This window comes from Azospirillum oryzae, from assembly GCF_008364795.1.
GTDB lineage: Bacteria > Pseudomonadota > Alphaproteobacteria > Azospirillales > Azospirillaceae > Azospirillum > Azospirillum oryzae.
In genome coordinates, this window is the sequence record NZ_VTTM01000003.1 from 313,265 (window position 1) to 326,726 (window position 13,462).

The 13,462-nt window shown below is 63.0% G+C and carries 15 protein-coding genes; 6 read left to right on the top strand and 9 right to left on the bottom strand.

All coding sequences use genetic code 11. The annotated features are described in order from the left end of the window. Positions 1–88: 88 nt before the first annotated feature. The 3 genes from FZ938_RS12940 to FZ938_RS12950 all read right to left on the bottom strand — a co-directional run bounded on the left by FZ938_RS12940 (position 89) and on the right by FZ938_RS12950 (position 2,115). On the bottom strand, positions 89–292 hold the full coding sequence (locus tag FZ938_RS12940) for a hypothetical protein (RefSeq protein WP_149198895.1): 204 nt from the start codon (positions 290–292) through the stop codon (positions 89–91). Positions 293–326: 34 nt separating this feature from the next. Further along, positions 327–572 (bottom strand): hypothetical protein, encoded by a 246-nt coding sequence (locus tag FZ938_RS12945; RefSeq protein WP_149198896.1) that lies wholly within the window; start codon positions 570–572, stop codon positions 327–329. A 721-nt stretch (positions 573–1,293) separates the two neighbouring features. Further along, entirely contained in the window at positions 1,294–2,115 is an 822-nt protein-coding gene (locus FZ938_RS12950) for an isocitrate lyase/PEP mutase family protein (RefSeq protein WP_149198897.1), read from the bottom strand. Positions 2,116–2,189: 74 nt separating this feature from the next. Between FZ938_RS12950 and FZ938_RS12955 the strand changes: the two genes are divergently transcribed. Then, positions 2,190–3,191: an MYG1 family protein gene (locus FZ938_RS12955; RefSeq protein WP_149198898.1), complete on the top strand. Its 1,002-nt coding sequence runs from the start codon at positions 2,190–2,192 to the stop codon at positions 3,189–3,191. Between the two features lie 135 nt (positions 3,192–3,326). Here the strand turns inward: FZ938_RS12955 and FZ938_RS12960 are convergent, their stop codons facing one another. After that, positions 3,327–3,950: an FMN-binding negative transcriptional regulator gene (locus FZ938_RS12960; RefSeq protein WP_149198899.1), complete on the bottom strand. Its 624-nt coding sequence runs from the start codon at positions 3,948–3,950 to the stop codon at positions 3,327–3,329. A 4-nt stretch (positions 3,951–3,954) separates the two neighbouring features. On the opposite strand from FZ938_RS12960, the gene pdxR reads away from it, so the two are divergent. After that, the gene (pdxR, locus tag FZ938_RS12965) at positions 3,955–5,514 is read left to right on the top strand and encodes a MocR-like pyridoxine biosynthesis transcription factor PdxR (protein WP_246799015.1); all 1,560 of its coding nucleotides are present in this window, start codon (positions 3,955–3,957) and stop codon (positions 5,512–5,514) included. A 365-nt stretch (positions 5,515–5,879) separates the two neighbouring features. Here the strand turns inward: pdxR and FZ938_RS12970 are convergent, their stop codons facing one another. Continuing rightward, positions 5,880–7,439, bottom strand: a complete 1,560-nt coding sequence (locus FZ938_RS12970) for an SH3 domain-containing protein (RefSeq protein ID WP_149198900.1) — start codon at positions 7,437–7,439, stop codon at positions 5,880–5,882. A gap of 279 nt (positions 7,440–7,718) precedes the next feature. After that, on the bottom strand, positions 7,719–8,234 hold the full coding sequence (locus FZ938_RS12975; protein WP_149198901.1) for a hypothetical protein: 516 nt from the start codon (positions 8,232–8,234) through the stop codon (positions 7,719–7,721). Positions 8,235–8,746: 512 nt separating this feature from the next. On the opposite strand from FZ938_RS12975, the gene FZ938_RS12980 reads away from it, so the two are divergent. The 4 genes from FZ938_RS12980 (at position 8,747) to FZ938_RS12995 (ending at position 10,715) form a co-directional block, all read left to right on the top strand. Then, positions 8,747–9,409 (top strand): hypothetical protein, encoded by a 663-nt coding sequence (locus tag FZ938_RS12980; RefSeq protein WP_149198902.1) that lies wholly within the window; start codon positions 8,747–8,749, stop codon positions 9,407–9,409. Between the two features lie 250 nt (positions 9,410–9,659). Continuing rightward, the gene (locus FZ938_RS12985; RefSeq protein WP_149198903.1) at positions 9,660–10,097 is read left to right on the top strand and encodes a hypothetical protein; all 438 of its coding nucleotides are present in this window, start codon (positions 9,660–9,662) and stop codon (positions 10,095–10,097) included. A 3-nt stretch (positions 10,098–10,100) separates the two neighbouring features. Further along, the gene (locus FZ938_RS12990; RefSeq protein ID WP_149198904.1) at positions 10,101–10,280 is read left to right on the top strand and encodes a hypothetical protein; all 180 of its coding nucleotides are present in this window, start codon (positions 10,101–10,103) and stop codon (positions 10,278–10,280) included. After that, positions 10,281–10,715 carry a hypothetical protein gene (locus FZ938_RS12995; RefSeq protein WP_149198905.1) on the top strand — a complete coding sequence of 145 codons (435 nt, stop codon included), beginning with the start codon at positions 10,281–10,283 and terminating at the stop codon, positions 10,713–10,715. Positions 10,716–10,755: 40 nt separating this feature from the next. Here FZ938_RS12995 and FZ938_RS13000 read toward each other — a convergent pair whose 3' ends face one another. From FZ938_RS13000 to FZ938_RS13010, 3 genes are all read right to left on the bottom strand, one after another. Next, complete coding sequence (locus FZ938_RS13000; protein WP_149198906.1) at positions 10,756–11,250, bottom strand: hypothetical protein; 495 nt, start codon at positions 11,248–11,250, stop codon at positions 10,756–10,758. 144 nt (positions 11,251–11,394) lie between these two features. Continuing rightward, on the bottom strand, positions 11,395–12,870 hold the full coding sequence (locus FZ938_RS13005; protein WP_149198907.1) for a DUF6035 family protein: 1,476 nt from the start codon (positions 12,868–12,870) through the stop codon (positions 11,395–11,397). Between the two features lie 35 nt (positions 12,871–12,905). Further along, a complete protein-coding gene (locus tag FZ938_RS13010) occupies positions 12,906–13,436 on the bottom strand; it encodes a hypothetical protein (protein WP_149198908.1) in 531 nt (176 codons plus the stop codon). Between the last annotated feature and the right edge of the window lie 26 nt (positions 13,437–13,462).

Below are 13,462 nucleotides of genomic sequence, written 5' to 3' on the forward strand. Positions count from 1 at the left end.
TGTCAACATGGGTTTTGTCCTTGCTATCAAGTTCGACCTGCACGCGATCGGTTCAGACCGTCACGGAGGCAGGGAACCTTCGTTCTGCTCAGCACAACCAAGTCAGGATTTCGTCCAGGGAGCGCTTCACCCGCAACAAGCGACCGCCGGGCATTTGAAGCAGGCATTCGTCGCCGAAGTCGTCGGCCTCGCTGATACCCAGCACTGTGGAGGCCCGTAGGGCGTGGCGGCGCCCCTCTATGTCCGTCAGAATCAGGTAGCCTGCGACACGTTCACCCTCGATCGCTTCCATGAGATGCCCTCCTGTCGACTTGTTGAGCGGGCGATCAGAGGTCCGGGAGGTTGCTGATGGGCAGGACCTGCCCAATGTGGGCCAGGATCTCCACCGGGGTTCCGTTGGCGTTGGTGCGGAGGATATGCGCTCCCCGATACCGAGGTCGGGCCATCATGCGCTCGATGCGGCTCCAAGCGTCGGTTTCATTGCGGCAGATGACCGGCTCGTCGCGCATCAGTTCCGAGGCATCTGCGGTGCACCGGTACATCTGTAAGATGATGGCTCCATGATAGGACATTTATCCCTCCTGTCATCCATAGGCGGGATAATGTTCCTCAAGTGTTCGGATGTCAATCCTGAATCTGTAACGCCGCGAGCCATGCTACCGGAAACTTCCATTGGGTGATAGTCAGCATAAATTTGCACCATCCGAAATGATTACGGTCTGGTTGTGAGAATATTTCCGCAGTTATGTTGACAAAGAAATCTCGTGGCGCCTGTCTGAGATTTTCAATGCTATGAAATCCTTGTGAATGACTCTGGTGCGACGGTTGGCAAGCGCGGGATTGGAAATGTATCGGTCAGCAATTTCGCTGGTTTATGAACGGGTTTGGAGAGCGCCTAGCGGCTGAAACCGCGGGTCAAAGAGGAATAAATGCATTTCCAGTTTCTTGCGGGTGGCGCGCGGCTCTAACTCGGAGCACAGAGCGAGGTTTTAGTCTGGCTCCTGTGCCGTGATGCCCGAGACAGCATTCGGCGGCTATCGAGACCAGCCCACTCGCTACGTTGAAGACCAGTCCCCGGCTGACGGCTGGCTTCGCACCACATCGATCCAAGAGCGTTCCGGCGAACCCACATGTGAGGATGGTGGCGAGGAAGGCGCTGCCGACACCCAGCCCCTGCCGAGAGTTTGCCGAGGTCGAGGTCTCCGGCCACGAACAGTCGAAGCAGGGGCAGAGAGATGCCGACGCAGAGGTAGGGGATAAATGGGACGACATCGAGGATGAAGGTGCGGCAGGTCAATCTCCGCGGCCAAAGATTGTGTTGAGTTGCTTATTTGAGGTTCCGGATGCGAGTCCCTTGAACGACCCGACCTTCATCGCTTCCGCCATGCGCATGACCGCGCCCCAGGCCGCCCGCGCCAGCCCGCCGCCGACGCTGATCCGCCGCACACCGAGATCGGCGATCTCAGCCTGGGTGGCGTCCGGGCGCATCACAAGCAGGTTGACCGGCTTGGGCGCCACGGCGCGGACCATGCTCGCAATGTCGGCTTTCTCGATCACGCCGGGCGCGTAGAGGCAATCGGCGCCTGCATCGGCGAAGGCTACCAGCTTGTCGATCGCCTCGGATACCCGCGTGGGATCGCTCAGCAGGATTTCGGTACGCGCCACCAGGATGACATCCTCGCCGGTCTGATCGATTGCGGCACGCGCGGTCCGGATGCGTTCGACGGATGTGGCGGTATCGTAGAAGCCAGATCCGCCATCGGCGCGGATGTCCTCGATCGACAGGCCCGCGACACCAACGTCGACCGCGAGGCGAATGTTCGCAGCCAGTTCCTCAAGATCGTGGGCGAAGCCGGATTCGAAATCGGCGTTCACCGGGAGGTCCGTGGCGAGGACGAGGTTCCCAAGATGCTCCAGGACATCGTCGAGTTCGACACCGTTTTCGGGGCGGCCCTGCGACCAGGAATAGCCTGAACTCGTCGACGCCAAGGCGCTGAAGCCCATGTGCTCCATCATCCTGGCACTGCCGACATCCCAGGGGTTCGGCAGGATGAAGCAGCCCTCCTCATGGAGTGCAAGGAAGGCCTCACGCTTTTCTGCGATGGTGCGGGCCATGGTTCATCTCCTAAAAGAGGGCTGTAAGATGCAGATTTCCGAGGGCTGTCCTGGAATCCATCTGGAGGAAAACCATGACGAAGTGCCTTCGGCTTGTCACCCACGGTGGCTCGTTCCACTGCGATGAGGTGCTGGCATACGCCATCCTGTGCCGGGCCCTGCTGCCCGAGGCGCTGGCCGCCTCCACGCTGATGCGCACCCGCGACCAGGGCGTTATCGAGGCCGCTGACATTGTCTGGGACGTCGGCGGCGTCTTCGATCCCACGCGGGGGCGCTTCGACCACCATCAGCGCGGTGCCCCGGTGCGTCCTGACGGGTCGCCCTACTCCTCGGCGGGCCTGCTGTGGGCCGCCTTCGGCCATGACGCGGTGCGCGCCATCCTGGCTGGACGTGGCGACGAGAACGTCGTCGGGAAGATCTGGACGGAGATGGACGAACAGGTAATTCGCCTCGTCGACCTAGCTGACAACGGCAAGCGCCCTGTCCCTGACTTCGGCGACGAGGGCCTCGACCGGGCGGCCCGAATCGCCGACGGGATGGCTCTGTCGTCCCTGGTCGAGGTCCTGAACCTGCCCTGGGATGCCGACGTGATCGACCGGGCTCTGGCCGAGGACGAGCGCTTCGCCCGGGCCGCCGAGATCGCGGGCGCCTTCCTCGACGGTCGCGTCGAGCAGATCCGCGCCCGCATCGCCGCCCGCGACATCGTGCTGGAGGCGCATGCCCGCTCGGCCGACCCGCGCGTGCTGGAGCTCGACCGCGGCATGCCCTGGCAGGGACCGGCGCATGATGCAGACCTGCCGGTGCTGTTCGCCGTCTACCCGGATAAGGGCGGCGACGCTTGGATGGTCGGCTGCATGCCGCCGGAGCCGGGTAGCTTCGCCCAGAAGCTGCCGCTGCCCGCGGCCTGGGCAGGCCTGCGCGACGCCGAACTTGCCCGCGTGTCCAAGGTGTCGGATGCTGTGTTCTGCCACCTGAACCGCTTCATCGCCGCTGCCCGCTCGCGCGAGGGCGCGCTGGCGATGGCCCGAATCGCCCTCGGCCTTGCCCGCGAACCGGCGGGGTTGGGCGCCAAATAACGCTGCAACCGGCTTCTTGCTGGTGAGCACGTTTGCGCAGATGCCCAAGCTGCCCGATTGAAGGTGGAACTCGCCGCTTCAAGATCGGAGGCGATGAGTTCCGCATGTGCGCCGACAAGCGTCGGGAAGGCTGGATCAGGTTGGGATCAGGGCAGCGACCTCCCGGTCGGCGTTTTGGTCGCTGGCGGCGAGTCCCGCAGCCACCCCGGCTCGGTCTTCGGCGGATCGGTTCTGGCTCATCTTGCGCTTGCCCTGAATGCGCGTGATCGGGAGCCGCAGCCCGACGATGCCCCGCAGCTGCGCGCGGATGAAGTCGACCGGTGCGTCCGCGACGGCCCATGGTGCGGCGCGGCGACCCTCGTGCAGGTCTGTCAGTCGCGTGACCACCTCCAGCAGGCGATCCGCGTCGTCGAAGAACTCGGCCGGGCCGTAGGCATGCACCGCGATGTAGTTCCAGGTCGGCACCACTTTCCCATGCTCTTCCTTCGATGGGTACGAGGATGGTGAGACGTATGCCTCCGGCCCGGTGAACAGGACCATGGCCTCGCCTAGGGACTGCTGCTTCCATTGCGGGTTGGCGCGGGCCAGATGACCGTAGAGGGTGCCACAAGGACCCTCATCAGGCGCATGGAACAGCGGCAATGGCGTCGCCATCAGTCCCTCGTCGGTGGCGGTCACAAGGTTGGCGAGGCGCGTCTCCCGCATCAGCGCATGCAGGGTCGGCAGATCATCCTCGCGAAATGCGGGCGGGACATACATCGGGGTGTCTCCACGTCAGGGCGTGGGCTGGACCATGGGCTGGAACTGGTTCACGATAAACATCCAGTTTTCCACCTTTTTGCTGGGCCAGTTTAGCGATATGTCGGAGCACCCATTACCGGTCCGCCTCACCCGCAGGATCTGCCAATCGATTCGGGACCGGATCGCTTCCGGCGACTTGGCTCCTGGCGCGCAGGTGCCGTCGACCCGTGCCTTGGCAACCGAATGGGGTGCGTCACGGACCACGGTGACCGCAGCCTATGATCAGTTGATTGCCGAGGGTTACCTGGAAGCGCGCCAGGGAGCCGCCACCAGGGTCGCTCCATTGCTTTCCCCATCGTCACCTCGGCCGCAGCATTCGTCGCGCGCTGAGCATGTTGGTGGTCTATCCGCATACGGCCAGCGGGTAGCGGCTTTCGCTATCCCGGCCGATGTCGATCGGGAGGCGCTGGCCGTCGACTTCCGCTACGGCGACATCGCGGGCGCCGACTTCCCGCGCTTGATGTGGAAGCGGGCGATCACGGCCGCGCTGCTCCGTAAGCGGCCGAGCCTGCGGTATGGTGAGCCGTGCGGTTCCCCGCGCCTCAGGGTCGCCCTGCAAGGCTATCTCTGGAGGGCGAGGGCCATACGGTGCGAACCGGACCAGATCGTCATCGTCAACGGCTCGCAGCAGGGCATCGACCTTTGTGCACGGCTGCTGCTGAACCGGGCCGACGGGGTCCTGATGGAGGATCCCGGCTATGGCCTCGCCCGGCAGGTATTCCAGGCGGCGGGAGCCGACGTCGTCCCGATCCCAGTCGACGAGGAGGGCATGAAGACCGATGGGCTGCCCCCGGCGCGCCTGGCCTACACCACGCCTTCTCACCAGTTCCCGCTCGGGGCTGTCATGTCGGCGGCGCGCCGCCGTGACCTGCTGGCCTGGGCCGAGCGAAGCGGCGGGTATGTCATCGAGGACGACTACGACGGCGAGTACCGCTTCGACGTCTCACCGATTCCGGCCTTGCAGGTGCTGGACGATGCCCGCCGGGTCATCTACCTCGGCACGGTGTCGAAGATCCTCTCGCCTGACCTGCGCCTTGGCTACCTCGTCGTCCCTGAGGCCATGGCTCCCGTCTTTGCGCGGGCGAAGAGACTGATGGACCGGCACACCACGGGGCCGGAACAGGAGGCGCTGGCCGACCTGATTGAGAACGGGGCCTACGAGAGGCACGTGCGGCGCATCCGTCGCAGGAATGGAGAACGCCGCGCGGCGCTTCTCGCAGCCTTGGCCGACACTTTCGGCAACGATGTCATGATCGTCGGCGCTGCTGCCGGACTTCACGTCGTGGTCTGGCTGAACATGGTGCCGCGGACATTGGAGGAGATGCTGATCGCCAAGGCCCGCGCAGCCGGTCTCGGTATCTATGCCATCGGTTCGCTCTTCGACCCGGCCGCAGCCGCGCCAAAGCCAGCGGCCGCCGGGCTGGTCATGGGTTACGCGAGCCTTGATGAGGAAGCCATCCGACGTGGCGTGCGGTTGCTGAAGCAGGTGATCGATGATGTCCGTGCCGCCGGAGCACGTTAATGTTTACGTCAGCCCCTGGGGCGCCATACCGGCTCGACGCCTTCATGCAGGTCGATCTTGGTGAACTTCTGTAGAGAGAACTATCGCCTCCTGGCACTGACCTAAATCCGAGTGTACGGAGACCGTCCTTCGGGGGGGCAGCGGGAGGCTTCCAAGATCTACACCGTCCGAAATGCATCCTGGAGTGGCGCTTTGAGTGGCGCGAGGATGCAGGGAATCGTCCTCGTCCCATCAGCCATGAAGAGGCATGCACTGGTGGACGCTTTCGGATCATCATATTCTGAACTCATGGGCCGATGCCGAATGGCTGGTCCGACAGGCCGAGAGCCTGGAAGAAAAGCCATCCGCAGCATCAAGCCACCAAATCAGCGCTCCATCAGTTTCAGGTATTTTTTGATTAGCCAACCGGTTCGCGTCTCACCGGCAAGATGATCAAAATATTCAACTTCGATCCAATTCTGGTCGCGTTCGACCAGGAGCACTACTTGGTTGGGATAAAGCGTGGCCAGCGTCCTCGACTTCATCGACCGTAACTCTTTAAGCGGAACCGTCCGCCGTACGATATAATGGTCGGCCTTCTTCCCTGCCATTTCCTTGTTGGGCATCGTAAGTTTTTGATCAATCGCCTCCAGAATCTTTGCTAGCCGCTCTGTCTGAGCGATGTTGGAAGACGTCTGCTTTTCTAATGCCTGTTCAACGCTGGAATCCAAGGACTGATGAAGTGACACCACCAAGCCGACCGTAGTCATCAAAAAAGTAAATATGTCAAACAGTGATTTCTGCTCGTATTCGGATCTGGCCTTTGCTAAGTGGCCTTGGAAAATGAGAAGAATCCTTTCGACCAGACTTAGAACCTTCGGTTCATCTCCGGTCTCGGTCTCGCTACCTTTGTTCTCATCGACGAGGAAACTGTCAACCTCGGCGAAGGCATCAACCAGGAAAGACCTCCCGTGCAGGGCTGCGAGGGCTGCCGAATCGTAACGGCTGACCTCGACCAAAGCCGCAGCTGCGAGTGACTGCGTGAGCAACCCATTGTCGTAGGCCCGTACATGAGGAGACGCATTCAGCATCCAGCGTATCGTTTCGGTAACACCGAAAGTTTGGAGCCTGCCTTGCGCCTGCATCGCTAGAGATTGCACATGGAGGCGCGCGTCGTCGATGGCGTCTTGGGTAGATCTTGCGATGAATGTGGCTGAAGCCATTCCCATGTGACGCCAGCGTTCCGAGACCTCCCCCATTGCTTCCGCCGCCGCATTCGCTCGTCCCTGTTTCGAAGCAATTGATGTATGCTGGGCTGACAAGGACAGGGGGTTCAGGTGGTCGCGCGCCTTCGTGATCAAATCATTTATCAAGGGCGTCATTCCGACTAGTCCCGCTCTCTCCAGCACAGGGGCTTGGCTTGCGGAATCAATCAAGCTCGCGCCCCCTCGCTCGTCCGCAACCCGTGCGATCCCAGGATGAACGGATTTCGTTGCAGCGGGATCACCCCAGGAGGAAACAGAAGCCCAAGCGTCGGCAAGAGGGTCGCTCAACTTGGCTGTTGCCCAGGCGCTTTTCGACAGTGCCATATCCAATGAATGTGCTCCGGCGCCTAAGCTGGCGGTAGAATACCGGTCGGCCAACAATCGTGCTTGGTCCATTGCGGTCGACGCAGCACCTTGCACACCCGCCAACATGCTTGCGCTGGCGTTGGCCGTGGCCATGGCGGCATCCAACCCGCGCATCCCGCAATTGTCTTTCCAAGCTCTCGCCGCCTGGGTCGCAGGATCCCACGGCAACTGCCCAGATACTGCCCTTGCGGTCGCAGTCGCAAGACTTTCGCTCGTTGATCTTGCCGAAGCTGTGAGCGCCGCAAGGTCTTCCTTCAGAAAACCACGAGCGTTGAACGGAGAGCCGATGCCGTCGTGATTATCGCGGAATACCATGACACCCCTCTCGAAACACCGCCCTTGGCCTCAGGGGCCATATCAGGGAAGGGCAGTTGGATTGCATCGAAGTTCCGGGGATGTTCGCACAGTCACGGCAGAAGAGTTACTAGATTTTGTGCCAAACGCAGAAATGGGCGCATGATGCAGCAAACCGAAGCGGTGGGACCATTGGCACGCGGGGCGCCTTCAGGTCGCCCACCTTCTCGCAGTCTGGGGGATTGAGAACCGCCGGGAATAGCCATGGCGACAAAGTTCGCCTTCCTGCGCACCGTCAGATTATGAGTCGTCACCCGCTGGGAGGACATGGGGACCCCCGTCGTCTTGGGGCAGAAGGTGTGAGGCATAGCTAAGGATGTTCGGCTGCGGTACGGCAAACTGTTTGCCGGTGAGCAGGTTCAGCCTCAGCTTGACCCGCCTCCCGAATGTTGGGTTGATCGTCCTAATCTCCCGTAGCTCTTTGTATCTCTCGTAATCTTTCAGCCAATTGGCTTCCGCAACGATCTGCCTGGCCGCTTCAGCCGTGATGTCGGTGCGCGGTGTCGCCGCGTAGATCCTGACGGCGGCATCCACGAAGCGGCGGACCAGCCCTTCACGCAGGCGATGAACCTCTACCTCATGCGGTGGGAGCAGCCCCGCAGCGATCATCGCTTCGACGGCGAGATACTCAAGGTGCTCGGCCGGATCCCTCCCTTCGGTCGAAGCAAGTCGCCTGAATGCAGCGGCCTTGCCAGCCGATAGGCGCATCGAAAATACCTCTGTCTGTTCTCTCGCTACGTCCATCTTGTCCTCCACTCCCATTCTTTTGCATCTGTTTACACATACATAGCCGTTGCGCCCAGTGTTGTAAACAGATACGAGAACGTGCTGGATCGCCTGTCTGTTTATATGCGCTCGGCCTTCCACAAGGAGTCATAGGTGCCTTATGGAGGAGGATGGCAAGGACCGCGTCCTGCTCGTAAATTTCATTGGTCGGCGGTCGGCGGCGTCATCTATCAGCCCGGGGCCACGAGTAGGCTCATCAGAACGATGGAAGCGACCTTCGAGGAGATTTGAAGCGGGCGGCAGTATTCTCAGGTGCATGCTGCTCGTCCCCTGACAACCCGGATTGCCATCATCCCCTTGGGTGACGATTTGCATCCAAGGCAGCTTGCATAGCGGTTGCAGAAGCTAAGTCACTTGGCTACCATTCGTGCGGTTGTCCCACCAGACCTGCCGCCGGGTTGAGAGGACGGTTCGTGAGTCGCCGCGATCCCCACGCGGTCGATGCGTAATCGGCGGACATCGACCGAGCGTTAGGATCCGAGATGGCCCTGCTTGCCCTCACGAACGACAACCTCGCCTTCATCAAGCGCTCCCTGCGGGCGGACCTTCCCGCCGTGGAAACCTCGCACCTGTCCGAGGCGCTGAACGCCGCCCTTGGCAGCCGTACGGGCATCACGCTCGCCACCCGCATGGGGGAGGACGGGGCCGAGATGCCGTCCCTCGCCACCGTCGACCAGGCCGCCTTCGCCGCGCGGTTGGCCGACCTCCGGCATCGGGTCGCGACGCTCCCGGCGCTTGACGCTCTCGCCCGTTCGCCCGATCTCCCAGACCGGATCTGGGCGGTGTTCAAGGACGGCGACCGCCTGTCCCTCAACGCCTGGCACGGGGAGTGCCAACGGCGAGGCATCCCCTACGTCTACGTGAGGACCGGCCGCCAGCACGTCCGCGTGGACTGGGACTGGATCACCGTGAACCCCGCCTTCGACGGGGTTGCTTGCGACGATGACGAGAGCAAGCTCGTAGGCAGGCTCGTCGGGGCCATCCGAGCGAACGCAGCCTCGTCGCCGAAGGCGAAATTCGACGTCACCGCCTTCTCCGGGCACGTGGAGAGGCTTCTGCCCGAGGACGCGCATGCCCAGGCCGACGCGATCTTCGCGCTTCTCTACGACGCCTTGAGGCAGGCTCGGCGGCCGGTTCCCGCATAGGCGGACGCGAGTGGGGGGCGCCGGGGCATGGCAACCAATGAACCTTCGATGATGCCGAGGTGAGCAAGGATGCGAGTATCCAAATGGCACGCCATCATGCGTGCCTCGTTCACACGGGATCTGGTCTTCGCCGCACTCCTGTTCGGGGGGGTATCAGCTTGGCCTGCCATGGCTATACCTTCCGGTCGTCGCGATCCTGTTGATCGTGGTTCCGGTCGTGTTCCAGCTTCCGGGAAACTGGCCGCGACGGATGACCGGCGAGAAGTGGGATGAGGTGATGCGGGGGCCGGTCGTTCATTTCACGACCCCCGAGCGGGCGATGGAGATGGCGCGCGGCGGTTCCAGCATGGCGGGCGGCATGCCGGGCTGGGTTCACGTCCGGCCGTCGTCGGGTAGGCTCAGCGCGGTCGGTCTCAAGGGAAGGAAGGCGGCGTACGCCTTCGCGGGGTTCCCGACGCGGGGCGATTGGGTCCGGAACGTGGGCAAGCACGCCACTGTGGCCGTGGTGATCGACCCCTCGACCCTCGACCTCCGAGATGTGCGGTATCGCACCGCGGATGGGGCCGTCATGCTTCTCGACGGCTATCACGGCCCCGCGGAACTCGTGGAAGTCCGACCGGACCCAAGGGATGAACGAGTGCGCCTGACGGCGGGCAAGGCCCTCGATGTCGTTCGAGCGACGGAGTGAGACATGGTAATGTCTGCCCCCCTTACCCTGATCCGCGAACGGGTTCGCGACTGTCGGGAACCTATCCTCGACACCGAGGTGCTGCTCGACAACCAATCGCTTGAGCCCTACAGCCTCGACCCCTTCGTTGAGCTTGTTCTGGATCCTTCTCACTCCGTGCTTCAGTTAGAAATGGGAGAATGAATGTTTTATCTGATATGCGCTGCTCCATTCATTTTCATATTCATTCGCTTCCTACTTCGAATGTTCGGGATGCAGAAGCAGTTAAAAACCGCCCTGAAAGGGCGCGGGGATCCCTATGTTTGGCCATCAACAAACTATCACAGACGCCCAAGCGTCATTCTCGATGATGGTTTGCAAGAAATCGTACTTCTTCGAAGTAATCGTATTCGAGCAATGCCATTCAAATCCATTACTCAATTCAAAATGGAAAAAGATGATAATTGGCGCAAAATAACGTTTTACACAACTGATAAAGCATATCCGGCGGAGTCGGTCTGGCTCGACCAAGCGCAGCAAGCTGATGCTTTTATGGCACTTCTGACCGTGCGCTTGAGCGGTAAGGAACAAGAAATCATGCGGGGTTTTGGCGGTATGGAAAACATGAAATTTAACTAATATATTGTTTCAAAGTCTCTGAGCAGAGCATGGATGGCGTTCAGGACACAGGCAACGGCGCCACGTTCCAGTAGTGGGCCGCGAACTGGAGCGCCCGGAGCGTCGGGAACCCCTCGGGCACGGCGGCGCGCTCGATGGCCCGGCCCGCGAGCATGGCACGGACCTCGGCCATGAACTCCGCCATCGGCACGATGCGGCCACTGCCCAGCGGCTTCCGGTTGGCCGTCGAGCCGTAGACGAGGAGCGCCACCTGCTCGATGTCGTCCGGCAGGTCGATCCCGGCGAACAGCTGGGGGATGTGGCGGCGCCCGGCCGCGAACTTTTTCGCGTACCGCTCCTCCCGCCTGGCCCAGCTGTCGGTGTCCATGGACGGCTCGATGTGGACCAGCCTGCGCTCCCCCGGATGGTACGCGACGACATCGAGCTCGCAGTCGTGCCCACCGTTCGGGCGTCGACCCACGAGCACGTTCCGGCGAACGAAGTAGCCGGAGAACTCATACCATTCGGCGACAAGGGTCTCGAGGAAGTTGGACATGACGGCTCCGCCTTGGTTGCCGAGATCTCTTGCCCCGCTGCCAGCGCAGGAGCAAGGGGCGTGTTCTGGCTCGCCAGCACATGGCAACGCCCCCGTCGCTGGCGGCCTGCATGGTGGCGATAGACCGTCGGTCCGCCCCCGGCCCTATCGTTCCGGGTCCGGCGCCTCCGCCTGTGCGCGCACGTGCTCCAAGGCCACCTGCGGCGGCCAGGGCTGCCTGATGGCCTCCGCCGCTTCGGGGAACAGGGTGGCGAGCACCTCGTCCATCTGGCGCACCGGCGTGCTGCCGGGGACGCCCTGGAACGCCTCGCGCATGTTGCGGCGGACCTTGGTGGCGGCTTTCAGGCGCTCCTCCAGGACATCCCGGCGGCCGTAGGCCCTGGCCACCGCGACCACCGCGTGGGTGGCCCAGCGCCGATGCTCCAGCAGGTTCATGACCACCGCCGCCAAGTTCATCCCTCCGTAACCGCGGCCGTCGCGGATGGCGTGGAGCAGCGGCAGGACGCTGGAACAGCCATATTCCTCTGATGCCTCGTCCCAGGAAACCGTGCAGCCGACGGCTCGGGCCAGGGTCCGCCAGGGAGGCTCGGTGAAACGCTCGTAGGTTTCCCGATCGAAGCCGCGATCCGACAGTCTCCAGGGGTGGCGGTCCGCCTCGACGGCCCAGATCGCCGCGACACCGTCGGCCAGCGCGGCGACGCGCCGGGCCTTGGTTGCCTTGCGCTCCTCCTCGGCGGCCACGCGCATCGCCTCGGGATCCACCAGGTAGGGTAGCCCGCTCTCCGGATCCCAGAGGAGCTCGTCTACGTCGACGAACCGCTCCCGCCAGACCCGGCCGGGCTTCCCCCAGGAATCGAGGACGTGCTCCCACCACCAGACCCGGAATTGGAGCCTGCCGGTGCTGAGCGACTGCTCGACCGCCTCTTGGTCGAGCGACAGGGCGTTGGAGCGGTTGAAGTGGTAGATGTCCTGCGCGCTCAGATGATCGCGGACCTTCTCGAACTCCCAGAACACCCAGGCGAGCCGGATGCCCTGTTCCTGGTAGAAGGTCTCGCGACCCTGGATGGCATTCAGGTAGGTCCGGGCCAGCTGGATCTCGAAGGCGATGGGGTTCCCGTGCAGGTGACGGTAGACGTCCGGCCTGCGCCGGTCCCCGTTGGCCGCCGTCACCCAATGCTCCTTGTAGGGATCGTAGTTCGCCACATTGGGTGGGGAGAAGCGGGGGTCGACGGAGGTCATGTGCATGAGGAAGCGCTTCACCTCCCGGTGGCGGGCGCCCTCGCCCTTCCCGCCGAAGCGCAGCGTGTCGAGCTCGGCGAGGTCGAAGCCGTCGTCCTGGTGCCACGGGCAGTCGGCTGGCGCCCCGGCGAAATGGCGGAAGTGGCGCAGCCCCGTCAGGTGGTGCCGGGACGGGTAGGCCGGGTGCCCGCATGCCGCGCAAGCCCATTCGGAGGCGCCGGAGTTCCGGGCCGTGGTGGCGCGGCGCCGGGCGCGGACGAACTCGTCGTCGGGCATGGCGTCCAGCCAGCCGTCGTCGGTCCGCCTGCGCTCGCCGGTCGGGACGTGGAGGATCTCGCGGATGAGGCGGGTTGGGCCGCCGGAGGGGGAGCGTTTGGCCATGGTCGCGTTCGGCCTTCGAGGTTGCCGGGGTGCCGTCAGGTGCGCCGGAAGACCCTCATGACGTGGAATTCCATGCTGTCCAGCCCGTTCCAGTTCGGCAGGTCCATGGGAACCGGCTCCACGACGGCGTCGCCCTCCATGACGGCGATATACCGCCGCAGGTTCGCCTCGGCCCGTGAGCCGCGTTCATGCGCGAAGCCGAGGACGAAGTACCCGGCGCTCATCGCCTGGCCCTGGCACAGATCCTTGAGCCGCCCGATGTCCGCCGTCCACGAGTTGCTCTGCTCCGAAAACTTGTTATTCCACCCGCCGCTACCGGCCCACGCCGTCTTGATCTCGATGCCGATGCTGTCGTCGCCCCGGACGGCGAGCAGGTCGCTTCGGCAGCCGCCCCGCGACGTCGAGGATTCCACCCGGACGGAGTAACCGTCCTCAGACAAGGCGCGATAGAGCGCGCACTTGATCTGGTCCTCCTTCGGCTTGACGTCCTTGTGGTCGAGCAGCGCGATCAGGCCGTAGTCCTTGGCGGCGTAGTCGAGGCCGCGGCGGATGGTTTCGATTGGCATGGCTGTCTGATCTCCCTGTGTCCTGC